Source organism: Burkholderia lata (assembly GCF_902499025.1).
In the GTDB taxonomy this organism is placed as follows: Bacteria; Pseudomonadota; Gammaproteobacteria; order Burkholderiales; family Burkholderiaceae; genus Burkholderia; species Burkholderia lata_C.
Genome location: NZ_CABVPW010000051.1, coordinates 21,976 through 44,970, shown reverse-complemented (window position 1 = coordinate 44,970; position 22,995 = coordinate 21,976). Strand labels below are relative to the sequence as shown.

The window sequence follows — 22,995 nt, the reverse complement described above, 5'->3', positions numbered from 1 at the left end:
GACGGGTGGCGTGCCGCGGCCGGCGCCGAATGTCCTCCGCAACGCTCAGGTAAGATGCATCCTCGAACCGCGTGTCGATTGCCTGCGGCGCTCGCCGCACCACGGCACGGCGCCATGCGATCGACTTCCGGTTCAAGCCAATCCAGAACACATGCGTGCAACACGCACGCGACCGCAACGGGCTCCGTCGACAGCGCTCGCTGCCGGATATGCCGCGACAAGCCATTCCATGATGCATTTCAATCTGACTGAAGGTGTGCTGGTCTCCAGCCTGCAGGGGCTCAGCGCGTTCGACCTGGCCGGCATCGCCATCGCGCTGCTGCTGGGCGGCATGGCCAAGGGGATCACGGGCATCGGCGTGCCGCTGATCGCGATGCCGATACTCAGCCAGTTCCTGCCGATCCGGCACGCGGTGCTGCTGCTGTCGATGCCGATCATCCTCGGCAACATTCCGCAGGCGCTGGAAGGCGGTCAAGTGCTGGCGACGGCGCGCAAGATCGCCGCGCCGATCGTGGGCACCGTGATCGGCAATATCGTGGGCGTCGCGATCCTGCTCTCGCTCAATCCGGGTCATGCGCAAGCGGCGTCCGGCGCGCTGCTGATCGTGGCCGCGGCGCTGATGCTCGCCGCGCCGAAACTCAACCTGCCGGAAGCATGGCAAAAGCCCGTCGGCTTCGCGCTCGGCTTCGGTGCGGCGCTGATGGAGAGCATTGCGTCGGTTCCGGGCCCGCTGCTCGCCACTTACCTGATTTCGTCCGGTGCGACCGGGCGCGTCTTCACGAAGCAGATCGCGATCATCCTCGTCGTGTCGATCGTTACGTTGATCACGACGTTCAGCGGTGCCGCGCACGCAAGCGGCGCCGACCTCGCGATCTCGGCGGCCGCCAGCCTGCCCGCCATAGCCGGCATGTGGCTCGTCCGCCCGCTGCGGGACAAGATGTCGCCCCGGATCTTCCGCATGGTCGTGCTGCTGTTCGTGCTCGTCGCGGCGTCGCAGATGATCTGGAAATCGGGCGTGTTCCGGCACGGCGGATCGCACGTCACTCAGACGGTCGACATGCACGCGGGCAAGAACTAGGAGATGGTGCCAAGCCATCGATCGCGCATGCGTTCTGAAAGCTGCGAAGCGTAGTATTCGCGGACCCGGCGTATCGCCCCGCCCGACGACGCGGACGATACGCCACCGACTTTACTGCCCGCACGTCGATGCCCATATCGACGCTGCCACGCTTTCAGAGGCATGAAATGGAAACCTACGTATTACTCGGCTGCGGATTCGGCCTCGGCCTGTTGATCGCCATCTGGGGCATCTGGCAGCTCAAGTAACGCTCGCCGGCCCCGTCCACGCGCAAGCCATCCGTATGGAGACAGACGGGAAATTGTAGTTTGCGTCCGTATTCGTCACGCGATTATTTCGCACTCCGATTCAGCCATCCGACAACACCCGCTACCCGTTCCGGCTTCCGTTCGACAGCAAACGGGATCGAACCGTATCGAAGCGCTCGCACTCGGCCTTGAGCCAGTCCGAAAAGACCGCGGTACACGGATCGTCGGGATTGCGTGACAACAGCATGTAGCGCGCCGGCGCACGCACGTGCGTGCCGAAGACATCCACGAGCCGCCCGCTCGCGATCTCGTCGTGCACGAGCGCGGCGCGCCCCATCGCGACACCCTGATGGTTCAGCGCGGCCGTGATTGCCAGGCTGGAGAAATTGAACTGCGGGCCGTCGAGATGCGACGTCCACGCCGGACAGGCTTCCTCCAGCCACGTGCGCCACTCCACGAATTCGGGCGCGCCGCCCCACGGCGCGGCGTCGTGCAGCAGGACGACGCCATCGAGCGATTCCCCGCCGGCAAAGGCCGGATGCTGCGCCAGGTACGCAGGCGTGGCGACCGGGAACAGGATTTCGTCGAGGATCGCCTCGGCATGCAGCCGATCGTATTGCACCGGGTCGTAGCGCACCGCCACATCGATGTCGTCGGTCTCCATCGCCTGACGGTCCAGCACCTGGAACTCGGCCTTCACGCGCACCGGCACGTTCGGGTGTTGCCGGTGAAATTCGGACAGGCGCGGCATCAGCCATTGCAGCGCGAGCGACGGCAGGCAGCTGACCTGCAGCGGCGCGTCCGACATGCCAAGCGCCTGGAGCGTGCGATTGATGTCGACGAACGCGCCCGACATCGTCCCGAGCAGGATCGCGCCCTTCTCGGTCAACTTCAGCCCGCGCGCCTGGCGCACGAACAACGGATAACCGAGCCGGTCCTCCAGGTTCCGGATCTGCTGGCTCACGGCGCTTTGCGTCAGGTTGAACGCCTGGGCCGTCTTCGTGAAGCTCAGCAACCGGCCGGCCGTTTCAAAGCAGTGCAACGCACCCAGGATCGAACCGTCGAGTCGCATAGATATAAGTCAGGCTAATGCATTCATTAGAAATCGGCGCTTTTGCGCAGGCTTCCGGAATCGTAGCATTCCGGCCAGGCTTCCCGATTATCTGATGCGCGACCGATCCATGACCGTCACCCTCCAGCCCACCGATCTATTAGCCAAACTGCAATCCCGCCACCCGCTGCTGTGGCTGAACCCGCATGTCGGCAGCCCGTTGCCGCAAGACGCGCCGGGGCTCGGCGCCATTGCGATGGCCGAAGCGCGGCTGGCGCGCTGTGAACCGCTGATGGCCGAGCTGTTTCCCGAACTCGCGGCAAGCGCGGGGAAAGTCGAATCGCCGCTGATGCCGGCCGACAGCCTGCCGCGCAGGTTGTCGCTCCCCGCAAACGCATCCGGCACCTGGTTCATCAAGCGCGACGACGCGTTGCCGGTCGCCGGTTCGATCAAGGCACGCGGCGGCTTTCATGAAGTGCTCGCGCTCGCGGAATCGATCGCGATCGAACACGGGCTGCTCGAACCCGCGGGCGACCGGCGGATCCTCGCATCGGCCGGCGCACGCGAACTGTTTGCCACGCACACCGTGACCGTCGGCAGCACCGGCAATCTCGGCCTGAGCATCGGCGTGATGGCCGCCGCGCTGGGGTTCGAGTCGATCGTGCACATGTCGATCGATGCGAAGCCGTGGAAGAAGGCGCGCCTGAGACAACGCGGCGTACGCGTGATCGAACATGACGGCGACTACGCGCAAGCCGTCGCGGCCGGACGCGCGCAGGCACGCAATCGGCCGCGCAGCCACTTCGTCGACGACGAAGGCTCGCTGATGCTGTTCCTCGGCTACGCGGCCGGCGCCCGGCATCTCGCCGCGCAGCTCGCCGAAGCGGGCCGCCGCGTGGACGCGACGCATCCGCTCTTCGTCCATATCCCGTGCGGTGTCGGCGGCGCACCGGGTGGCATCGCGTATGGCCTCAAGGCGCTGTTCGGCGAGCACGTGCATTGCTTTTTTGCCGAACCCGTCGCTTCGCCTTGCATGCTGGTCCAGCTGGCCGCCGGCCCCGGGAAGCCCGTGTCCGTCTACGACGTGGGACTCGACAACCGGACCGAGGCCGATGGCCTGGCCGTCGCACAGGCATCGCACCTCGTCAGTCCGCTGATGGCGTCGCTGCTGTCGGGCGTGTTCACGGTCGGCGACGCGCAGCTCTACGCCCAGTTACTCGCGGTTCAGCGCGCTACGGGCGTGGAACTCGAGCCGTCGGCCGCCGCTGCCGTCGGTGGCCCCGGCTGGCTGATGCAGTCCCCGGCAGGCCGCGACTACTTGCATCGCCGCGCGATCGACGTGCGCCAATCGACGCACGTCATCTGGGCGACCGGCGGCTCGCTCGTGCCGCCGGAAGAACACCGCCGCTTCCAGTCTCATGCGAAAGCGCTCGCCGATGCCGCCGCGGCCGGCACATGACACGCCGGGGCAAGCGTCCAGCCCCGTTCCCGAAGACGCGTTAGACTGTCCCGATGGAACAATGCCGTTATTGCCAGAGAATCCGCGATGAATGGGATTGCCACGGTGACGAATGCCGCCGGGCAATCGCCAAGGCGCTGCGCCGGCAGCGCGCGGGCCTGCCCATGGTGCCCGATCGCATCCGCAACGAACTGCCGTCCGGCGCGCCGACCCAGCAGGTGATCGCCGTGCTGTCGCGCCAGCGCCTGCGCGCGCGCCGCGGCAACGAGGAACGCCGGGAACGCAAGGAAATCGACGACGACGTCTGATCCGGCAGCGTCGCCGCCCGTCCGTCTCCTTTCCGCCCGCGCGTTCGCCGCGGCGCGCCCGTCCGTGCACGCGATCCACGCCGCACGCCCCCACCCCTCCCCCTTGCAGATCCGGCAACACCCAATAGGGACGGACCGCGTTTATCTCCAAATTATTACCCCGGCTGTAACGATCCTTCACCAAAACTCACGTTTACCCTAGGTCGACCGGCGCCTACGATGTAATCAACCGCTTACGACATGGTGTCGAACGCGGAAAGCCAAAAACATCGGAGATCATCATGAAATCGCTCGTTTCCGCAGTCGTTGCCGCCGCCGCCCTGTCCGCCTCGTTCGGCGCATTCGCCCAAAGCACCGTGACCCGCGCCCAAGTGCGCGAAGAACTGGTCCAGCTCGAAAGCGTCGGCTACAAGCCGGGCCAGTCGAGCCCGCACTACCCGGCCGACATCCAGGCCGCGCAAGCCCGCGTGAACGGCGGCGACAACAGCGGCTCCGGTGGGCAACCGGCCGCGACCGTTCAGGGTGGCGCACCGGCCGCCACGGTACAAAACCCGCGCGACTCGGTCTACTTCGGCCACTAAGCAGGCCTGGCGCTGTGCGCCTTCGCGCGCAGTCCGCACCGTCAACGAGCCCGTCCCGCGACGGGCTCGTCGCGTTCGAGCCGCGCGCATCCGCGGCCGGCCGTCACCGGCTGCCGCCCGACGCGACGCGGCCGGCCGCTTCGTCCGTCCCGCTGCCGGTGCCGGTGCCGCCTGTGCCGCTCACGCTGCCGACCAGTTCCTGGTAGCGCACGTATGCGCGCTGCGCGGACGCCTTCGCCGCGTACATCGCCGCGTCGGCCTTGACGAGCAACTCTTCGGCCGACGCGCCGTCGGCCGGAAACTCGCTGACGCCGATGCTCGCGCCGACAGCCACGCGCCGGTCGCCGAACTCCAGTTCCTCGGCCATCACGAGCTGGATCCGCGACGCAACATCGCCGATCACCGCCGGTGAGCGCACGTCCGTAATCAGCACGATGAATTCGTCGCCGCCGAGCCGCGCGACCATGTCGCCGCCGCGCAGCACGAGGCTCAGCCGCTTGGCGACCGCGACGAGCGTGCGGTCGCCGGCCGAGTGCCCGTGCTGGTCGTTGATCTGCTTGAAGCGGTCGAGATCGACGAACATCACGGCCAGCCCTTCGTGCATCGCGGCCGCCCGCCGGATCGCGGCATCGAGATGCTCCATGAACAGCAGGCGATTCGGCAGCTCGGTCAGCGCATCGTGGCCGGCGAGGTGTGTAAGCTCCAGCTGCTTCGCGCGCAGCATCGCGACCTGCGTGCGGATCTCGACGCGCATGCTGTCGAAGCAGCGCGCGAGCACACCGATCTCGTCGGCGCGCCCGACCGGCAGCTGCTCGGCGGCCGGATCGTCGAACACGTGCGTCGCGGCACGCGCAAGCGTCTGCAGCGGCCGCGTGATCGCACTCGCGAACAGGATCGCGAGGATCACCGCCATCAAGCTCAGCACGAGTACCATCCGGACGATTCGTTCGCCGAGCATGCCGGCCGGCGCCAGCACGTCCGCCAGCGGACGTCCCATCCCGAGCACGACGAAGCGGTTGCCCTCGTCGTGCCCGAACGGCGTGCGTGCGAACGCGAACATCTGCCCCGGCGCCTCGGCGGGGTCGGCCAGGCCATTGAGGGTAACGTTTGCACGCACGCTGTCGAACAGCGCATGCGTGACGGCAAAGCGATCCTGCATCAGCACGCGCCGGCCGCGATCGAAGCCGAACGTCTGCGACGGATCGGGGTGCACGAGGAAATCGCCCCACTCGTTCGCGAGATATACCGCGTAGTCTTCCGGCAGATCGCGTTCGAGCCGCTCGAACACGCGCGACAGCTCGACGTCGACGACGAGCGCGCCGACCGTCTGGCCCGACGTGTCGACGACTGGCGTGCCCACGCGCAGGATCGGCAGCCCCTCGGCCGCGTGCGACCCCGTCTCGTGGTTGATCACGATCGGCGACAGGTAGATATGGCCGGGCGCCGTCGCAAGCGTATCGAATACGTAGGAAAACTGTCCTTTCTCCTGGAACGCGCTGTCCGGCAGCACGACGATGCCGTGCGCATCGCGATCGACGCGGATGCGTTCGAGCCCGAAATCACCGCGTGCGATCAGCCGGATCTGCAGGTACTCCGGGTGATTCTTCATGAAGCTGTAGAACACCTGCTCGAGCCGCGCGCGTGGCGCGCCGTCCCGGTTGTCGCCGCCCGAGACCAGCGCGCACGACGGCAGCTGCGCGAGCACGAGCGCATCGTCCGCGACGTCGGACAGCGCCGTGGTGAAGCGCTGCCCGAGCAGTTGCGTCGACATCAGCAGGCTGTGCTGCGCTTCCTGCACGAGCATCGCGCGGTTCGCGCGATACGTGTAATAGCCGGTCGCGCCGGACGCGATCACGCCGATGCAGGCGAACAGCACCGACAGTTTCGACGTGAGCCCGAGCCGGATCATTTTCCGAACCGCTCCGGACGGTCGCCCGACACGATGCGGCTCCACAGCGATTCGCGCCGCGCGATGTCCTCGACGGGCTGGAGCCAGACGAGATGCTGGTGCCCGGTGTCGAGGCCCGGCGGCGGCGCGAGCGTGTTCGCGAGACCCTGGCGTTCGGTCAGCAGCGCGCCGATCGCCGGTTCGAGCATGTAGTTGATCCATGCGAACGCGAGCTCGGGATGTTGCGCACCGCGCGTGACGGCCCAGCAGTCGAGCCACGCGAGCGCGCCTTCGTCGGGGATCACGTAGCCGACGTCCGCACCGGCACGCCGCAGCAGCTCTACCTGCTGCGTGCCGTAGTTGCCGAACATCAGCGCTGCGCGATGCTGGACGAACAACTCGGTCGCCTCTTCAGGAAGCGTGTAGTACGTCAGCAGGTTGCGGCGCAGGTCGATCAGCTTGTGCGCGACGGCGAGCGTCTGCGCGGGCGACAGGCGAAACGGATCGGGATAGCCGAGCGCCAGCGCCGTGAACGAGAAATTGTGCTGCGCGCTGTTGAAGTCGAGCACCTTGCCGCGGTAGCGCGGATTCCACAGCTCCCGCATCGAGCGCGGCGCGGCCGTCACCTGCTTGCGGTCGTAGATCAGCCCCATCGACGAATACGTGAACGGGATCGCATACGCGGCGCCATCTTCCACGAGCCCGTCGATCGTCGCGAGTTGCTGGAAGTTCGGCAACTGCCGCCGCCGGTTCGGGATGCGCGACAGGTCGATCGGCGCGAGCAGGCGTTCATGCGCATAGCGCTGGATCTCGGCCGTGTTCGCGGCCAGCACGTCGTAAGGCGGTGGCGCCGCGCTGTGCATGCGCGCCCACAGTGCTTCGTCGGAGTCGACGAACGTCACTTCGACGCGTACTTGAAATTGCGCCTCGAACGCACTGACGATGTCGCTGTCCGCATAGCCGGGCCAGGCGAGCACGCGCAGCACGTTGTCGTTGATGGCTTCGGGAGAGGCGGCGAATGCAGGAGGAAACACCGAGGCCAGTAAGCCCGCCGTCAAAATGATGAGCAGCCGGCGCACGGCGGCACGTACGCGTGTACGTCCGCCGATTCCCCTGATCAATTGGACCCCGTGTGAATCGCCCGGCTGCATTCGACTTTCCTTTTTCGAGTCGATGCGATATCCCGCAACGAGACCATAAAACCTACGGTCGCGCAATTGGAAGAAGCCGTACACGCGGCGCGTGCGTCTGTCGTCGACGCTGAATGACGGTGCCGTTACAACGCCCCGTTTCGATTGACCGGAACGAACGTCAGCGCCACGCCTGCGTGAATTCCGCGATCACGCGCGACAGGTGTGCACGCATCGCTTCGCGTGCGGCAGTTGCGTCGCGCGCCATGATCGCCGCGAAGATCCGCTGGTGATCTTCCTGCGACGCCTCGCGCAGCGCGGTCGAGTGAAAGTGCTCCTCGATCTTGTCCCACAGCGGATCGCTGCGCGCGCAGTCCCACATCGCGGTGACCATGTGCAACAGCACCGTGTTGCCGGTCGATTCGGCGATGCGCAGGTGGAACTGGCGATCGGCCGCGTCGTACGCGGCCTTGTCGTGCATCTGCTCGCGCATCGTCGTCAGCGAGAAAAACAGCCGGTCGAGATCCGCATCCTTGCGCTCGGTCGCCGCGAGCGCCGCGACTTCCGCCTCGATCAGCCCGCGCGCGCGCAGCGTCTCGATCGGCCCGGGGCCGCGCGGCACCTCGAACGTCACCGGACGCGCAGCGTCGGCTGCCGATACGTAGATGCCCGAACCGATCCGCACCTCGACGATCCCCTGCACCTCGAGCGCGATGATCGCCTCGCGCACCTGCGTGCGGCTCACGCCGAACTGGTCGGCCAGGCTGCGCTCGGACGGCAGCCGCCCACCGGCCTCGAACGCGCCGGCGGCCACCATCGCGTGAATCTGCCGCGCAAGGCCGATATAGGAGCGGTCCGCGGCATCGGTATCGCGGCTGGCTGGCAGGCTGGAAAGATCGGTCATCGAAAGGCTCGCAACAGGCTGGCCGGCACCGTCGCGGCGCCGGATCGCCAAAATGGTACACCAATTTCGGCCGGGGCCCGATTCGGTGTGTCGACCGGTGCGCTGGGCGTCGCCTGAAGCGCACTGCCAGTTGGTTCCGGCCGCGACAACTGGTAAACCACTATCCCGCACAACTGGCATACCAATCATAATCCGCACACCGGAAACGGGCCGGCACGCTGCCACCCGTCCACCCGATGCATCAACCGCCAGCCAGGAGCCGCTCCAGTGAAGATGTCTTTCCGTTGGTACGGCGAGTCCGATCCGGTCTCGCTGCAATACATCCGCCAGATCCCGGGCGTCACGCATATCGTGTCCGCGATCTACGACGAACCGGTGGGCGAAGTCTGGCCCGCGCACAAGATCGACGCGCTGAAGGCGGCGATCGAAAGCGCCGGCCTGCAATTCGAAGTCGTCGAATCGGTGCCCGTCCATGAAGACATCAAGCTCGGCAAACCGGGCCGCGACCGGCTGATCGACCACTACCGTCAGACGATTCGCCATCTCGGCGCGGCCGGCGTGCGCGTGATCTGCTACAACTTCATGCCCGTGTTCGACTGGACGCGCACCGAGCTGTCGAAGACGCTCGACGACGGCTCGACCTGCCTCGCGTTCAGCACCGATGCGGTCGACCGGATCGATCCGAACGACGGCATCTCGCTGCCGGGCTGGGATTCGAGCTACCGGCCCGAACAATTGCAGGCGCTGCTCGCCGAGTATCGCGACGTCGACGAAGCGGCGCTGTGGGCGAACCTCGAATACTTCCTGAAGGCGATCATCCCCGTCGCCGAGGAAGCCGGCGTGAAGATGGCGATCCACCCCGACGATCCGCCGCGCCCGATCTTCGGGCTGCCGCGCATCGTGAAGAACCGCGACGATCTCGCGCGGATCGTGCGCATCGTCGACACGCCCGCGAACGGGCTGACGCTGTGCTCGGGCTCGCTCGGCGCGGGCCCGCAGAACGATGTCGAAGCGCTCGTGCGCGAATTCGGCGCGATGGGACGCATCCACTTCGCGCACATCCGCAACGTGAAGGTCGACGCGAACGGCGATTTCGAGGAAACCGCCCACCTGTCGAGCTGCGGCTCGCTCGACATCGCCGCGATCGTGAAGGCGTATCACGACACCGGCTTCACCGGCTACGTGCGCCCCGACCACGGCCGCATGATCTGGGGCGAGACGGGCAAGCCCGGCTACGGCCTCTACGATCGCGCGCTCGGCGCGGTCTACCTGAACGGCCTGTGGGAAGCGCTCGCGAAGTTCGACCGCACGCCGTCGCAAGCCACGCGATAACCCGCCCATCGAGGCCGCCGGCGCAGCGGATCGCCGGCCGCCCGTCACGACATTCCGCGCGGAGACACCGCATGCCACGCATCCGATGGGCCATGATCCTCATGTGCTTCCTGGCCAACGTCATCAACTTCATCGACCGCGCGAACCTCGCGATCGCCGCGCCCAGCATTCGCGCCGACCTCGGCCTCGACGCGGTCGGCATGGGGCTCGTGCTGAGCGCGTTCTTCTGGACCTACGCATTCCTGCAATTGCCGGCCGGCTGGTTCATCGACAAGGTCGGCGTGCGCGTGAGCCTCGCGCTCGCGGTCGGCTGGTGGTCGATGTTCACCGTCGCGACGGGCGCCGCGCGCGGCCTCGCACAGCTCGTCGGCGTGCGGCTGATGCTCGGCGTCGGCGAAGCGGCCGCGATCCCGTCGTTCGCGAAGGTCGCGTTCAACTGGTTCCCGCGCAGCGAACGCGGGCTCGCGAGCAGCATCTTCGACAGCGGTTCGCGCGTCGGCTCCGCGCTGTCGCTGCCGCTCGTCGCGTGGCTGATCTCGATCGTCGGCTGGCGCGGGTCGTTCGCGATCACGGGCGGCATCGGCATCGTCTGGGCACTGGCGTGGTGGTTCGTCTATCGCGACCCGGAACGCTATCGCGCGATCGCGCCCGATGCCGTCGATGCACTGCTCGCGCAGCGCGGCACGCAAGCCGTTGCGGCCGCAACCGACGGCCCGAAGGTGTCGTGGCTCGACCTGTTCCGCTACCGCACCGTGTGGGGCATGATGATCGGCCTGTTCTGCCTGAACTTCGCGATCTACTTCTTCATCACGTGGTTCCCGAGCTACCTGCTGCAATCGCGCGGCTTCTCGCTCGCGTCGCTCGGCACGTGGGGCATGCTGCCCGCGCTGCTCGCGATTCCCGGCGGCTGGCTCGGCGGCTATGTGTCGGACAGCCTGTTCCGCCGCGGCTGGAGCGCGACCGCCGCGCGCAAGACCTGCCTCGTGCTCGGGATGCTGCTGTCTTCGTCGATCGCGCTGTCGGCGTTCGTCGAGAACGTGTGGGCCTGCCTCGGCCTGTTCGCCCTCGCGTATGCGAGCCTGTCGTTCGCAGGCGCCAACGTGTGGACGCTCGTCGGTGAAGTCGCGCCAACGCCCGCGCATGTCGCGTCGCTCGGCGGCATCCAGAACTTCGCGGGCAACCTCGCGGGGATCTTCATCACGACGTTCACCGGCGTGATGCTGTCGATCACGAAGGGCTCGTTCGTCGTGCCGCTCGCGGTGGCCGGCGCGTTGTGTGTGGTCGGCGCGATGTCGTACCTGTTCATCGTCGGCAAGGTCGAGCCGTTGCCGCCGCTGCGCCGCGGTTCGAGCGAGCAGAACGTCGAGCCGAACGCGGCCTGACGCAGCCGGAAAGCGCGGCCGCCGCGCCTGCGCTTTCCTTTTCGGGCCGCGCATCGGACAATGAGCCGCGCCCGCCGGCGCGGCGCCACTCCGGCCCGCGCGTGGCGACGGCGCGCGCCACCCTCGCCGATGAAACGCTACGAAACCCTCGCCCACACGATCGCCGACGACATCCGCAACGGCAACCTCGCCGTCGGCACGCGCCTGCCGTCGCTGCGGCAGATCATCGCGCAGCACGGCGTGAGCCAGTCGACGGTGTTTCGTGCGTACTACCTGCTCGAACAGTGGGGGCTGATCCGCGCACGCGAACGCTCGGGCTACTACGTCGCACCGGGCGCCACGCCGGAGGCGAGCCCGGCCGCCAAGCGCCGGGCAAGCCGTGCCGGCGCCACGCGCAAGGTCGACATCAGCAACCTCGTGTTCTCCGTGCTCGACGCGGCCACGCAACCCGGCATCGTGCCGCTCGGCTCCGCGTTTCCGTCGCCGCAACTGTTTCCGCTGCCGCGTCTCGCGAAATCGCTCGCACAGGCCACGCGGCTCGTCAGCCCGTGGAGCACCGTCGTCGACCTGCCGCCCGGCAACGAGGCGCTGCGCCAGCAGATCGCGCGGCGCTATCTCGCGACGGGCATCTCGCAGCCGATCGACGAGATCGTCGTCACGAACGGCGCGCTCGAAGCGCTGAACCTGTGCCTGATGGCCGTCACGCGGCCCGGCGACGTCGTGGCCGTCGAAGCCCCCGGCTTCTATGCGGCGCTGCAGGCGATCGAGCGGCTCGACCTGCGCGCGGTCGAGATTCCCGTCGATCCGCGCACGGGCCTCGATCTCGATGCGCTCGCGAACGCACTCGACCGGCACGACATCCGCGCGTGCTGGTTCATGACCAATTTCCAGAATCCGACCGGCGTCACGCTGTCCGCCGAAAAAAAACGTGCACTCGTCGAGTTGCTCGCCGCGCGCGAAGTGCCGCTGATCGAGGACGACGTGTACGGCGAGCTGCATTTCGGCCCCGACTATCCGCTGCCGGCGCGCGCGTTCGATCGACACGGCCTCGTGATGCACTGCAGTTCGTTCTCGAAGACGCTCGCGCCCGGCTACCGGATCGGCTGGGCCGCCGCCGGCCGGTTCGCGGAGAAGGTGCAGCGGCTCAAGCTGATGACGACGCTGTCGGCCAGCATTCCCGCGCAGGTCGGTATCGCGAACTATCTCGAGCACGGCGGCTACGATCGACACCTGCGCAAGCTGCGCGGCGCGCTGCACACGCAGCTCGACCGGATGGACGACGCGCTGCGGCGCTGGCTGCCGGCCGGCGTCGAGTGGGTACGCCCCGAAGGCGGCTATTTTCTGTGGCTTGCCTTCCCCGACGCGATCGACGCGATGGAGCTGCATCGCCAGGCGATCGCACGCGGGATCAGCTTCGCGCCGGGGCCGCTGTTTTCCGCCGCGCACGGCTTCGAGCGTTGCGTGCGCGTGAACTTCGGCCATCCGTGGAGCCGCGACATCGAGCATGCGATCCGCGTGCTCGGCGAGCTCGTCGCGCAGCCTTCGGTGCGCAAGGGCGGTTGATTCGCACACGGTGCACACGGTACGCACTGCCTGCGTCACGATGATGCACGCAATCCACGCGCGGGTTACAGTGCGGATCCCGCCGCCCTTCACGATTTCCGATGAGTCAACTGCCCTACCTCGATCACGACGCGCTGTTGAAACTTACGGCTGAAGCCGCGCACGTCACGCAATCGTGCACCTGCACGAACACGCCGCTCGCCGGATGGACGACCCTGCCGCTGTCGCTGTCGCTGCAGGACGCGCAACTGACCGAAGTCGCCACGCTCGCGCCGCCCGACGAGACGGAGCCGACCTACGCCGAATATCATCCGGCCGGCACGCACTACGCGTCGGACGACGCGCCGATCGCACTGCGCCATTTCCCGTACAACCGCTGCACCGTCAGCCGCTGCCGCTCGTGCAGCCGCCTGTTCCTGCGCTACCAGGAAGGTGGCGGCTACTTCATCGACCAGCGCATCCGCGCGCTCGATCCGGCGCTCGTCGTCGACGCCCACGCATAAACACCCGCCACGGGCATGCATGCACGCATGCCCGGCCCGCGCCGGCGTCGCGCCGGCCATCTGCTGCGCCCTTTTCGTCCCGATCTGCTGCTTGTCCCGCCGCACCGCGTTCCCTACGCTGTCTCCGGTTGCCTGACACCCGTCGCAACGTCTCTCCCGAGCCGCGCGCTTCGCGCCGCGGCTCCTCTCGCGTATCACGTCATGTATCGATATACCGTTTTCGACCGGGCGCTCGTGCACAGCCGCGCCGCCCAGTTTCGCGACCAGCTCGAACGCTGGCAGCACGGCACGCTGAGCGAAGACGCGTTCCGGCCGCTGCGCCTGCAGAACGGCTGGTACGTGCAGCGCCACGCGCCGATGCTGCGCGTGGCCGTCCCGTACGGCGAACTGTCGAGTGCACAGCTGCGCGTGCTCGCGCGGATCGCGCGCGACTACGACGTGCCCGACGACGCCACCTACCGTACCGCATGCGACGCACAGTCCTTGCTCGGCACGCTGCGCCTGCCGACCCGCAGCGCGCACTTCACGACGCGCACCAACGTGCAGTTCAACTGGATTCCGCTCGACAAGGCCGCCGACGTGATGGACCTGCTCGCGACCGTCGACATGCACGGCATCCAGACGAGCGGCAACTGCATCCGCAATATCTCGTGCGACGAGCGCGCGGGTGTCGCGCCGGACGAGATCGCCGATCCGCGCCCGTTCGCCGAAGTGATGCGCCAGTGGACCACGCTGCACCCCGAGTTCGCATTCCTGCCGCGCAAGTTCAAGATCGCGATCACCGGCGCGACTGAAGACCGCGCGGCCACCGACTGGCACGACGTCGGGCTGAAGCTCGTGCGCAACGACGCGGGCGAGCTCGGCTTTCGCGTGAGCGTCGGCGGCGGGATGGGCCGCACGCCGATGATCGCGACGCCGCTGCGCGCGTTCCTGCCCTGGCAGCACGTGATGAACTACATCGAGGCGATCGTCCGCGTGTACAACCGCTACGGACGGCGCGACAACAAGTACAAGGCGCGCATCAAGATCCTCGTGAAAACCGAGGGGCAGCGCTACATCGACGACGTCGACGAGGAATTCCGCCAGATCGTCGATCACGACGGCGGGCTGCACACGATTCCGCAGGTCGAGTTCGACCGCGTCGCCGCGTCGTTCGTCCCGCCGCGGCTCAAGCCGCGCACGGTCAGCCTGCGCGACGCAAACCAGCGCGTGTCCGCGCACGCGGCACGCCATCCGGCCTTCGCGCGCTGGGTCGCGCGCAATGTGGCCGACCACCGCGACCCGGCGCTGCGCATCGTCACGCTGTCGTTCAAGCGCCGCCTGCAGGCACCGGGCGACGCGTCGCCGGACCAGCTCGACGCGCTCGCCGATCTCGCCGACCAGTTCTCGGCCGGCGAGGCACGCGTCACGCACACGCAGAATGTCGTGCTGCCATGGGTGCATGTCGACGACCTGTTCCTGCTGTGGGAAAACGCGCGCGCGATCGGTCTTGCCAGCGCTAACGTCGGACTCCTGACGGACATGATCGCGTGCCCGGGCGGTGATTTCTGCGCGCTCGCGAATGCACGCTCGATCCCGATCGCCGATGCGATCGCCGAGCGCTTCCAGGATCTCGACATGCTGCACGACGTCGGCGACATCGACCTGCACATCAGCGGCTGCATCAACTCGTGCGGCCATCATCACAGCGGCCACCTCGGCATCCTCGGCGTCGACAAGGACGGCGCCGAGTGGTACCAGGTCACGCTCGGCGGCTCGGACGGCGCGACCGCGAGCGGCCCCGCGCGGCCGGGCAAGGTGATCGGCCCGTCGTTTTCGGCGGACGAGATCGTCGATGTCGTCGACGCGATCGTCAACGCGTATCTCGACGCGCGCATCGATGACGACGGCCGCAGCGAGCGATTCATCGACACCGTCCGCCGCATCGGCACGGAACCCTTCAAGGCCGCCGCGAACGACGCGCGCCATCAGGTGGAGCACGCATGAAGCAAGTGAACCCGACCGCACGCATCCGGCTGCTGACGCCGGCCGAACACGCGAGCGACACGCAGCAGCCCGACGATGCGACGCTGACGATCGGCAACGACGAGGAACTGCCGCCGCTCGCCGCGCAAATCGCACAGGCTGCGCGCATCGACCTGCAGTTTCCGTCGTTCACCGATGGCCGTGCATACAGCCAGGCGTACCTGCTGCGCAAGCGCTACGGCTTCGCCGGCGACCTGCGCGCAACCGGCGACGTGCTGGTCGACCAGGTGCTGCTGATGGAGCGCACGGGGTTTTCGAGCGCGGTGCTCGGCGACGGCACGGACATCACGGCCGCGCGGCGGCAGCTCGACCGGTTCCCGGGCTTCTATCAACGCGATGCAAGAACGGCGATGCCGCAGCATGACGCTGTAACGCCAGCCGGAAAATGAAACGGGCGGCCCGCAGGCCGCCCGAACGATGCACCGGAAGCTACCGGCCGGCACCCGCCGCGAAGCGGGCGCCGGCGTTCAGCGCGCCGCCACCGGCTTGCCGAACGCGCCGAGAATCTTCTTCTCGAGCGCGATGTAGTCGCGGCCGAAGTGGTGATCGCCCTGCGTCTTGATCACATCCGCACCCGTGTTCACGAGCGCCGGGCACATCGTGTCCTTCTCTTCCGCGCCATAGAAGCACTGCACGAGCTGCGGCGGCACCTTCGCCATTTCCGGCGCGACCTTCAGCGCCTTGTCGCTCGCGGGCATGCCGAGCCAGCCCGTCACGCGGATCTGGAAATCGGCGGCCGGCGCGAAACCGAGCAGCGACATCACGGCGACCTTGTCGCGCAGGTCGGCCGGCAGCCGGTTGTACGCGAACGGCATCACGTCGGCACCGAACGAGTAGCCGACCAGCGCCACGCGATTCGCATGCCAGCGCGCCATGTAGGTGCGCATCACGCGCGCGAGATCGCGGCTCACCTGTGCCGGCGGCTTCTCGCTCCAGAAATAGCGCAGGCTGTCGATGCCGACCACCGATACGCCGTCGCGCTGCAGCGCCTCGGCGATCGTCTTGTCGAGATCGCGCCAGCCGCCGTCACCCGAAATCACGATCGCGAGCTGGCCGTTGCCACCCTTGGCCGGCAGCTCGACGAGCGGCAGGTCCGACACGTCGAGTTCGTCGCCGCTGCTGGTGTCCCGCAGATGCGACGAGACGAGCGACACGAGCTTCGCGGAATCGCCCGTGGCCGCCGTTTCGACGAAGCCCGGCATCGCGCGGCGCACGATCGTCGGATCGGGCGGGCACGGCTTGAAGCGCGGATCGAGCTTCGCGGCCGGATCGACCGAGACGACGCCGGCGATCGTGTTCTCCGGCGCCATCGACAGGATCTGCTTCGCGATCGCACCGCCCTGGCCCACGCCCGCGACGATCGGCGTGAAATAGCGCGACGATTGCGCAAGGCGTTCGAGCTGGTGGCTGACCGCTTCGGCATCGCCGTCGAGGTGGTGGCAGGTCTCCTGCTTCGCGGCGAGATTCATCGCATACCGCTCCGAATCGACGCCGACCGTCATCGCCCCGGCCTTCGCCAGTGCATCGGCGGCCTGCTGGTCGGCCGCATTCCAGCCGGCCTCACGCGAGAACAGCACGACGAAGCCGCGCAACGGCCCGCTGGGCTTGGTCACCGTTACAGGTCCATAGCGGCCGCCCGATACGGTTTCGGCCTTCACTGCGGCTGGTTGCGTGGCGCACGCGGCGCCGGCCAGCATCATTCCCGCGCAGGCGGCTGCCGCCCGCGCGATTCCCTTCTTCAACATCATGAACGCCGACCTCCAGCCAGCAATGACAGATCCGCCAGCGTGACGAACACGCCGACCGTGCCCGAGGCCGCGAGATAACGCGGTTCCCAGTGCGGTTCGAACTTGCTCTTGAATGCGCGCAAGCCGCGGAAGTTGTAGAAGCGGCCGCCGAAGCGCCAGACCATCAGGCCGATCCGGTGCAACGGCGACGGCATCTTCGCCGCCCCCATCCCCGAGAACGGCGCGATACCCAGGCTCAGCTTGCGGAAGCCTGCTTCCTTCAGATGCAGCGCGAGCTGCGTAAACAAATATTCCATCGCGTACGGCGACGCGTCCGGCAGATGGCGCATCACGCCGACCGTCGCCTCGGTGTTGAGGTCGGTCGTCATGAACGTGACGAACGCGATCGGCTTGTCGGCCTGCCGCACGAGCATCACCGACTGCGTCGCCAGATAGCCGTCGTGGAACGCGGCGACCGAGAAGCTCTTCTCGCGCGCGTCGCGGCTGTCGAGCCAGCCGTCCGAGATGTCGCGCAGCGCCGGCAGCGCGGCCGGCACGTCGCTCGGCGCGATCACCTCGACCGTCAGCGCGTCCTTGTCGCCGCGACGCAGTGCGTAGCGCAGGTGCGACCGGTTCGAACCCTTCAGGTCGAACCGGTCGAGCGCGATATGCGCTTCCTCGCCGAGCTTCATCAGCGTGAGCCCCGCGTCGAGATACAGCGGCAGCGCGTTCGCCCGCACCTGGTAGAACGCCGCACGGCCGCTATGCGCGTGGGCGAGCGCGATGAACTTGCTGATCAGGGCCGGCCATTCCTCGCGCGGCCCGACCGGGTCGTGGAGCGCGGCCCACGTGCGGCCGTTCTTCGCGTACATCAGGAATGCCTGGCGCGATTCCGAGAACAGGAACGACTTGTCGCCCATCAGCGCGAGGCCCGCATCGCTGCACTCCTGCGCGCGGATGATCCGCTCGGCGTCCGACAGATCCTGTGCCGCGGGCTTCACGAAACGGCCGGGCGCCGGGCGCAGCAGTTGCCACAGCGCGAACAGCGCGACGAACACGCCGGCCGCGAGCGTCGCGCGCAGTGCGCGCGGCGCACGCGCGTCGAACGAGAAATGCGACCACAGCTCGCGCGTGTACGGCACGTCGCGGAACGCGAAGAACAGTACCCACACGGCCAGCATCAGCACCATCGCCACCGACACGAACCAACTCACCGTGAAGCGCTCGGCCAGCAGCGACGAATGGCGGTTGAAGCGGCGACGGCTGACGAGCAGCAGCATCAGCAGCGTGCCGAGCACGCCGGCCTCGACGAACGCGAGGCCCTTCGCCAGCGACAGCGCGAGGCTGGCCAGCGTCAGTGCAAAAGTCATCCACCATGCGCCGTCGAGACGACGCAACAGCCCGCGCGCGACGAACAGCAGCGCGACACCGAGCACGCTGCAGATCACCTGCGAGCCTTCGAGCACCCACAGCGGCACGAGGTGGCGCAGGATCGCGATCCGGTGCCAGAACGCGGGCGTCGCGCTCGAGATCACCAGCATCCCGCCCACCGCGAACGTCACGAGGCTCAGGAACACCGGCGCGAGCTGCGACACGCGCACGGCCTGCCGCGTCACGAGCCGGCGCCGCAGCGCGCGGCCCTCGAAACCGGCCAGCAGGCCGGCCGACAGTACGAGCGGCACGCCGAAATAGATCGCGCGATACGCGATCAGCGCGGCGACCATCGCATGCGCAGGCACTTCGCGACCGAGCGTGAAGACCATCGCGGCCTCGAACACGCCGATCCCGCCCGGCGTATGGCCGATCATCCCGAGCAGCAATGCGGCGGCGTAAACAGTAATGAAGGTCGGGAAGCCGACCGGCGCGGCCGGCAGCAGCACCCACAGCGTCAGGCCCGCCGCGACGACGTCGAGTACCGCATAGACGACCTGCGCGACGAGATCGCGCCGCGCCGGCACGTCGAACGACAGCCACTTGAAACGCGTGACGACCGGGCGGGCGGTGTTGCCGCACATCACGACCAGCGCGGCCAGCGCCACGAGCAGCGCCGCGCCGGTCCACGTCAGCACGCCGGGCGCGACGTGCAGCATCGCGGCGAGCGCTTCCGGCACGCAGACCATGCCGACCGCCGTCATCAACACCATCGCGAGCGCCAGCGTGCCGCTCGTGAACACCGTCATCCGGCCGATCTGCGCGGGCGTGACGCCCGACACGCCGTATACGCGTGCGCGCACCGCGCCGCCCGTCAGCGCGCCGAAGCCGGTCGCGTTGCCGAGCGCGGACCCGGCGATCGCGCCGATCCACAACGCGACGCGCGGCACCTTCGCGGCGACATAGCGCAGGCCGACCGCGTCGCGGGCGACGAGCGCGAGATAGCTGAGGGCCGTCGCAGCCAGCGACGCGCCCCACTCGCCGGCGGACATGTGACGCAGCTGGCGGATCACCGACCGGTAGTCGACGGATTCCGACAGGTGCTGGAAAACCACGATCAGCAGCAGGCCGATGCCGAGCGCGAGCAGCGGCGACAGCACACGCTCGTGGCGGATCAGCGCCCGGACACGGGCGATCACCGCCGCGGCGCGACCGGGCGAACCAGAGTGGCGGGAAGACATAGGTTGTTCAGTGGTAGTGCATAGCGTGTCGCGGCGCAAGACGGCCAGGCGGCGACGTATCTGGTTGTTCTGCGTGGGCGCTCGGCCGAAGGACGTGGCAGGTGGCGCCTGGATCAGAACTTACGAGTATACGGAATTTATATTACAGAATCTTTCAAGCCCGGATTGTGCGGATTTGTCGTGCCGCGTGCGTAAACATCGCATCAAAAATAGTGCGTCCGATCAACGCAAGGTGCGCATCATACCGGGAACCGTCACGGTTTTTTCATCGGAGGAATGGCCGGTCGCGGAATTTGGGAGAAATTCTCCCTGCCGGGCTGCACGGGTGAGGACGAATACACGGGCCGGCGCGGCACTCTGGAAATGGGGATGGATGGATTTGCGTGGCTGGCGCCCGCCCCGTTCCGCGCGGGAACACACGGGCCCCGTCATTCCGCCCGCTCATGCTCCCCCAACCCGATCGCCTTGTAGTCGTAAGTCGGATAGAACTCCGTCCGATACGCGCCCCACGCCGTATCCTCCAGCACGCGATTGACCTCGCGCAGCCGCGACGCCGGCAGCCGCAACACGACGATCTGCCCGATCCCCATCGTCACGGTCCAGCTCACCACTTCGACGCCCGGCGGCGGAAACGCCTTGTAGAACCCCTGCTTCGCGAGCTGCGCATTCAGCTCGGCGAGCGGGCGGGACTGGTCGTGTTTCAGGAATACCGTGAGCAGTACCGCGTTGTCGGGCGTCGCGGCAGCCGAACCGGCCGGCACGGTCGACGTCTGGCCGATGGCCGGTGCGCTGCCGATCGCGGCGCCGGCCAGCGCTGCAGCGATTGCAAGGGTTCGAATCGGGGAATACGGGAATGCCGTCATGACGCGACTCCGTGGCTTCGTGGCTTCGTGGCTGGAGCCGCCATCATGCGCCGTCGGACCCATCGCTGCAGTCAGTCGGCCGGCCGATGCGGCTACGCGTCGTCCGCCCCGTTGCGTTCGCGCAGCACGTCGATGAACGCACGCAGCTTGGCCGGCACGTGCTTGCGGTTGACGTAGTACAGCCACATCGGCGGCAGCGTGCGGCACGCCCCGGGCAGCACCTCGACGAGCGTACCGTCGCGCACGTCCTGCTCGATCCGCTCGCGCATGAACGCGAACGCGATGCCGACACCCGCACGCGCCGCATCGATCACCGCGTCGGCGTCGTTCGTCACGAACACGCCGTCCGGATCGAGATCGACGTCGCGTTGCCCGTCGCGCAACAGCCATTTGTGCAGGCGCCCGCTCTCCGAGAACCGGAAACGGATGCACGCATGCCGCTCGAGCTCCGCAATCGACGCCGGCGCGCCATATCGCGCCAGATAACCGGGCGATGCAACCAGCGCACACGTCAAAGCCGGCGCGATCCGCACGCCGATCATGCCCGGCTGCAACCGGTCGGCCAGGCGAATCCCCGCGTCGAACCCGTCCTTCGCGATATCGACCAGTTCGTTCTCGTAGCGGATCTCGAGCCGGACTTTCGGGTAGCGCTCGCGGAACGTCGCGAGCACCGGCGTAATCACGAGCGCACGCGCCAGCGGCAGCGCGGTCACGCGCAACAGCCCGTTCGGCTCGCTGCGCGCATCCTTCAGCTCGTCGCGGGCCTGCATGACCTGCCGGTACGCAGGCTCGGTCTGCCGCCAGTAACGCTGGCCGGCTTCCGTCAGGCTCACGCCGCGCGTGCTGCGGTTGAACAGCTTCACGTTCAGCTCACCCTCGAGCTGCCCGATCGCGAGGCTGACGGCCGCCGGCGTCAGGCCCAGGGCTGCGGCGGCCCGCGTGAAGTTGCCGGCCGTCGCGACGGTCATGAATACGTGCAGCCCGGCCATCGGATCGCGTCTGCTCATCATTAAAAAAACTTGAAACTGCTTCGAGTGGAATGCGGATTCTCCCATATACCGCAACTGCCTACACTGGCCCTGTCGTCCCACCGGAGCCTCGCATGAACCCGCTCACCGCCGCGCTGCCGCTCGCGGCCGCCCGCCGCACGATCGACGCGGCACTGGCGCATGCCGCATCGCTGCAGGTCGCCGGCATCGCCGTCGCGATCGTCGATGCCGGCGCGAACCTGCTCGCGTTCGCGCGCACCGACGACTGTTTTCTCGGCGCGATCGATCTCGCGCAACGCAAGGCGCTGACGGCGGCCCGCTTCCGCACATCGACCGGCGCGCTCGGTGCGATGTCGGGCGACGGTCCGCTGCGCGGCATCGAGCACAGCCACGGCGGGCTCGTCACGTTCGGCGGCGGCGAACCGCTCGTCGACGGCGACGGGCGCTGCATCGGCGCGATCGGCATCTCGGGCGGCAGCGTCGACGAAAACACCGCGATCGCGCAGCACTGCCGCGACCGCTTTCCGGCAACGTTCCCCTCCACAAGGTAAGCACATGGCACAGAAACGCATCCTCATCACCGGCGCGGGCACCGGCTTCGGCCGCGAAGTCGCGCTGCGTCTCGCCGAACGCGGTCACGACGTGACGGCCGGCGTGCGCGTCACCGCCGAAATCGACGCACTGACGGCCGCCGCCACGCAGCGCGGCACCACGCTGCGCGCGATCAAGCTCGACGTGACGTCGCCGCACGACCGCGCTCGCGCGGCGGAACTCGACATCGACGTGCTCGTGAACAACGCGGGCGTCGGCGAAGCCGGCGCGCTGGTGGACCTGCCGGTCGAGATCGTCCGCGAGCTGTTCGACGTCAACGTGTTCGGGCCGCTCGAACTCACGCAGCAGATCGCGCGCGGCATGCTCGCGCGCCGGCGCGGCAAGATCGTGTTCGTGTCGTCGATCGCGGGCCTGATCACGGGGCCGTTCACGGGCGCCTATTGCGCGTCGAAGCACGCGGTCGAATCGGTGGCCGAGGCGATGCACGCGGAACTCGCGCCGCACGGGATCCAGGTCGCGGTCGTGAACCCCGGCCCGTACCGCACGGGCTTCAACGACCGGATGATGGAAACGACGCGACGCTGGCGCGATCCGGCCGTGCACACCGTGACGCCCGAGCGGCTGACGTTCCCGCTCGAACAGCACGACCCGGAGGAAATGATCGCGAAGATGGTCGACGTGATCGACAGCGACGGCGGCGCGTTCCGCAACCTGCTGCCGGCGTCGTCGGAAGCGTTCGTGCGCGCCGAGCAGGCACGCGCGTGGGAGCGGCAGCAGTAACCCGCCGGCGGAGCGGCGGA

General features: G+C 67.8%; 20 protein-coding genes. 12 read left to right on the top strand and 8 right to left on the bottom strand.

The features are described 5' to 3' along the window. Window positions 1-229 precede the first annotated feature (229 nt). On the top strand, window positions 230-1,078 hold the full coding sequence (locus BDI24065_RS35820) for a sulfite exporter TauE/SafE family protein (RefSeq protein ID WP_175035169.1): 849 nt from the start codon (window positions 230-232) through the stop codon (window positions 1,076-1,078). 369 nt (window positions 1,079-1,447) lie between these two features. Here BDI24065_RS35820 and BDI24065_RS35815 read toward each other — a convergent pair whose 3' ends face one another. After that, window positions 1,448-2,398 (bottom strand): LysR substrate-binding domain-containing protein, encoded by a 951-nt coding sequence (locus tag BDI24065_RS35815; RefSeq protein WP_175035153.1) that lies wholly within the window; start codon window positions 2,396-2,398, stop codon window positions 1,448-1,450. A gap of 94 nt (window positions 2,399-2,492) precedes the next feature. On the opposite strand from BDI24065_RS35815, the gene BDI24065_RS35810 reads away from it, so the two are divergent. The 3 genes from BDI24065_RS35810 (at window position 2,493) to BDI24065_RS35800 (ending at window position 4,725) form a co-directional block, all read left to right on the top strand. Beyond that, window positions 2,493-3,836, top strand: coding sequence for a D-serine ammonia-lyase (locus tag BDI24065_RS35810; protein WP_175035168.1), 1,344 nt, complete (start codon window positions 2,493-2,495; stop codon window positions 3,834-3,836). 53 nt (window positions 3,837-3,889) lie between these two features. Continuing rightward, on the top strand, window positions 3,890-4,144 hold the full coding sequence (locus BDI24065_RS35805) for a hypothetical protein (protein WP_027791787.1): 255 nt from the start codon (window positions 3,890-3,892) through the stop codon (window positions 4,142-4,144). Window positions 4,145-4,425: 281 nt separating this feature from the next. Next, window positions 4,426-4,725 carry a DUF4148 domain-containing protein gene (locus BDI24065_RS35800; RefSeq protein WP_175035152.1) on the top strand — a complete coding sequence of 100 codons (300 nt, stop codon included), beginning with the start codon at window positions 4,426-4,428 and terminating at the stop codon, window positions 4,723-4,725. 103 nt (window positions 4,726-4,828) lie between these two features. Here BDI24065_RS35800 and BDI24065_RS35795 read toward each other — a convergent pair whose 3' ends face one another. The 3 genes from BDI24065_RS35795 to BDI24065_RS35785 form a co-directional block, all read right to left on the bottom strand. Further along, a complete protein-coding gene (locus BDI24065_RS35795) occupies window positions 4,829-6,634 on the bottom strand; it encodes a diguanylate cyclase domain-containing protein (protein ID WP_175035151.1) in 1,806 nt (601 codons plus the stop codon). Continuing rightward, entirely contained in the window at window positions 6,631-7,764 is a 1,134-nt protein-coding gene (locus tag BDI24065_RS35790; protein ID WP_175035150.1) for an extracellular solute-binding protein, read from the bottom strand. Before BDI24065_RS35790 ends, BDI24065_RS35795 begins: the two co-directional genes overlap by 4 nt. A gap of 160 nt (window positions 7,765-7,924) precedes the next feature. Beyond that, window positions 7,925-8,647: a FadR/GntR family transcriptional regulator gene (locus tag BDI24065_RS35785; protein WP_175035149.1), complete on the bottom strand. Its 723-nt coding sequence runs from the start codon at window positions 8,645-8,647 to the stop codon at window positions 7,925-7,927. Window positions 8,648-8,914: 267 nt separating this feature from the next. Here BDI24065_RS35785 and uxuA point away from each other — a divergent pair, with 267 nt between their 5' ends. From uxuA to BDI24065_RS35755, 6 genes are all read left to right on the top strand, one after another. Next, a complete protein-coding gene (gene uxuA / locus BDI24065_RS35780; protein WP_175035148.1) occupies window positions 8,915-9,979 on the top strand; it encodes a mannonate dehydratase in 1,065 nt (354 codons plus the stop codon). 71 nt (window positions 9,980-10,050) lie between these two features. Then, the gene (locus tag BDI24065_RS35775) at window positions 10,051-11,361 is read left to right on the top strand and encodes an MFS transporter (RefSeq protein WP_175035147.1); all 1,311 of its coding nucleotides are present in this window, start codon (window positions 10,051-10,053) and stop codon (window positions 11,359-11,361) included. Between the two features lie 129 nt (window positions 11,362-11,490). Beyond that, window positions 11,491-12,924, top strand: a complete 1,434-nt coding sequence (locus BDI24065_RS35770; protein WP_175035146.1) for a PLP-dependent aminotransferase family protein — start codon at window positions 11,491-11,493, stop codon at window positions 12,922-12,924. 101 nt (window positions 12,925-13,025) lie between these two features. Next, window positions 13,026-13,427, top strand: coding sequence for a hypothetical protein (locus BDI24065_RS35765; protein ID WP_175035145.1), 402 nt, complete (start codon window positions 13,026-13,028; stop codon window positions 13,425-13,427). 201 nt (window positions 13,428-13,628) lie between these two features. Next, entirely contained in the window at window positions 13,629-15,413 is a 1,785-nt protein-coding gene (locus tag BDI24065_RS35760; RefSeq protein WP_175035144.1) for a nitrite/sulfite reductase, read from the top strand. Further along, complete coding sequence (locus tag BDI24065_RS35755) at window positions 15,410-15,841, top strand: DUF934 domain-containing protein (RefSeq protein WP_175035143.1); 432 nt, start codon at window positions 15,410-15,412, stop codon at window positions 15,839-15,841. Before BDI24065_RS35760 ends, BDI24065_RS35755 begins: the two co-directional genes overlap by 4 nt. A 78-nt stretch (window positions 15,842-15,919) precedes the next feature. On the opposite strand, the gene BDI24065_RS35750 is transcribed toward BDI24065_RS35755, so the two are convergent. The 4 genes from BDI24065_RS35750 to BDI24065_RS35735 form a co-directional block, all read right to left on the bottom strand. Beyond that, on the bottom strand, window positions 15,920-17,200 hold the full coding sequence (locus BDI24065_RS35750; protein WP_175035142.1) for a virulence factor family protein: 1,281 nt from the start codon (window positions 17,198-17,200) through the stop codon (window positions 15,920-15,922). Continuing rightward, window positions 17,197-19,791, bottom strand: a complete 2,595-nt coding sequence (gene mprF / locus BDI24065_RS35745) for a bifunctional lysylphosphatidylglycerol flippase/synthetase MprF (protein ID WP_175035141.1) — start codon at window positions 19,789-19,791, stop codon at window positions 17,197-17,199. The genes BDI24065_RS35750 and mprF overlap by 4 nt, the downstream gene beginning before the upstream one ends. A 428-nt stretch (window positions 19,792-20,219) precedes the next feature. After that, complete coding sequence (locus tag BDI24065_RS35740) at window positions 20,220-20,654, bottom strand: hypothetical protein (RefSeq protein WP_175035140.1); 435 nt, start codon at window positions 20,652-20,654, stop codon at window positions 20,220-20,222. 92 nt (window positions 20,655-20,746) lie between these two features. Beyond that, window positions 20,747-21,661 (bottom strand): LysR family transcriptional regulator, encoded by a 915-nt coding sequence (locus BDI24065_RS35735; protein ID WP_175035167.1) that lies wholly within the window; start codon window positions 21,659-21,661, stop codon window positions 20,747-20,749. 95 nt (window positions 21,662-21,756) lie between these two features. Here BDI24065_RS35735 and BDI24065_RS35730 point away from each other — a divergent pair, with 95 nt between their 5' ends. Together BDI24065_RS35730 and BDI24065_RS35725 are read left to right on the top strand one after the other, a co-directional pair. Further along, window positions 21,757-22,194, top strand: a complete 438-nt coding sequence (locus tag BDI24065_RS35730; protein WP_175035139.1) for a GlcG/HbpS family heme-binding protein — start codon at window positions 21,757-21,759, stop codon at window positions 22,192-22,194. Between the two features lie 4 nt (window positions 22,195-22,198). Then, window positions 22,199-22,975 (top strand): SDR family oxidoreductase, encoded by a 777-nt coding sequence (locus BDI24065_RS35725; protein ID WP_175035138.1) that lies wholly within the window; start codon window positions 22,199-22,201, stop codon window positions 22,973-22,975. Window positions 22,976-22,995: the final 20 nt, after the last annotated feature.

Coding starts and splice junctions, on each gene's coding strand:
- BDI24065_RS35820 (WP_175035169.1), top strand. CDS start 230: ATGATGCATTTCAATCTGACTGAAGGTGTGCTGGTCTCCAGCCTGCAG.
- BDI24065_RS35765 (WP_175035145.1), top strand. CDS start 13,026: ATGAGTCAACTGCCCTACCTCGATCACGACGCGCTGTTGAAACTTACG.
- BDI24065_RS35725 (WP_175035138.1), top strand. CDS start 22,199: ATGGCACAGAAACGCATCCTCATCACCGGCGCGGGCACCGGCTTCGGC.
- BDI24065_RS35760 (WP_175035144.1), top strand. CDS start 13,629: ATGTATCGATATACCGTTTTCGACCGGGCGCTCGTGCACAGCCGCGCC.
- BDI24065_RS35790 (WP_175035150.1), bottom strand. CDS start 7,764: ATGCAGCCGGGCGATTCACACGGGGTCCAATTGATCAGGGGAATCGGC.
- BDI24065_RS35785 (WP_175035149.1), bottom strand. CDS start 8,647: ATGACCGATCTTTCCAGCCTGCCAGCCAGCCGCGATACCGATGCCGCG.
- BDI24065_RS35805 (WP_027791787.1), top strand. CDS start 3,890: ATGGAACAATGCCGTTATTGCCAGAGAATCCGCGATGAATGGGATTGC.
- BDI24065_RS35735 (WP_175035167.1), bottom strand. CDS start 21,661: ATGAGCAGACGCGATCCGATGGCCGGGCTGCACGTATTCATGACCGTC.
- BDI24065_RS35770 (WP_175035146.1), top strand. CDS start 11,491: ATGAAACGCTACGAAACCCTCGCCCACACGATCGCCGACGACATCCGC.
- BDI24065_RS35800 (WP_175035152.1), top strand. CDS start 4,426: ATGAAATCGCTCGTTTCCGCAGTCGTTGCCGCCGCCGCCCTGTCCGCC.
- BDI24065_RS35810 (WP_175035168.1), top strand. CDS start 2,493: ATGCGCGACCGATCCATGACCGTCACCCTCCAGCCCACCGATCTATTA.
- BDI24065_RS35795 (WP_175035151.1), bottom strand. CDS start 6,634: ATGATCCGGCTCGGGCTCACGTCGAAACTGTCGGTGCTGTTCGCCTGC.
- BDI24065_RS35755 (WP_175035143.1), top strand. CDS start 15,410: ATGAAGCAAGTGAACCCGACCGCACGCATCCGGCTGCTGACGCCGGCC.
- BDI24065_RS35730 (WP_175035139.1), top strand. CDS start 21,757: ATGAACCCGCTCACCGCCGCGCTGCCGCTCGCGGCCGCCCGCCGCACG.
- BDI24065_RS35750 (WP_175035142.1), bottom strand. CDS start 17,200: ATGATGTTGAAGAAGGGAATCGCGCGGGCGGCAGCCGCCTGCGCGGGA.
- mprF (WP_175035141.1), bottom strand. CDS start 19,791: ATGTCTTCCCGCCACTCTGGTTCGCCCGGTCGCGCCGCGGCGGTGATC.
- BDI24065_RS35775 (WP_175035147.1), top strand. CDS start 10,051: ATGCCACGCATCCGATGGGCCATGATCCTCATGTGCTTCCTGGCCAAC.
- BDI24065_RS35740 (WP_175035140.1), bottom strand. CDS start 20,654: ATGACGGCATTCCCGTATTCCCCGATTCGAACCCTTGCAATCGCTGCA.
- BDI24065_RS35815 (WP_175035153.1), bottom strand. CDS start 2,398: ATGCGACTCGACGGTTCGATCCTGGGTGCGTTGCACTGCTTTGAAACG.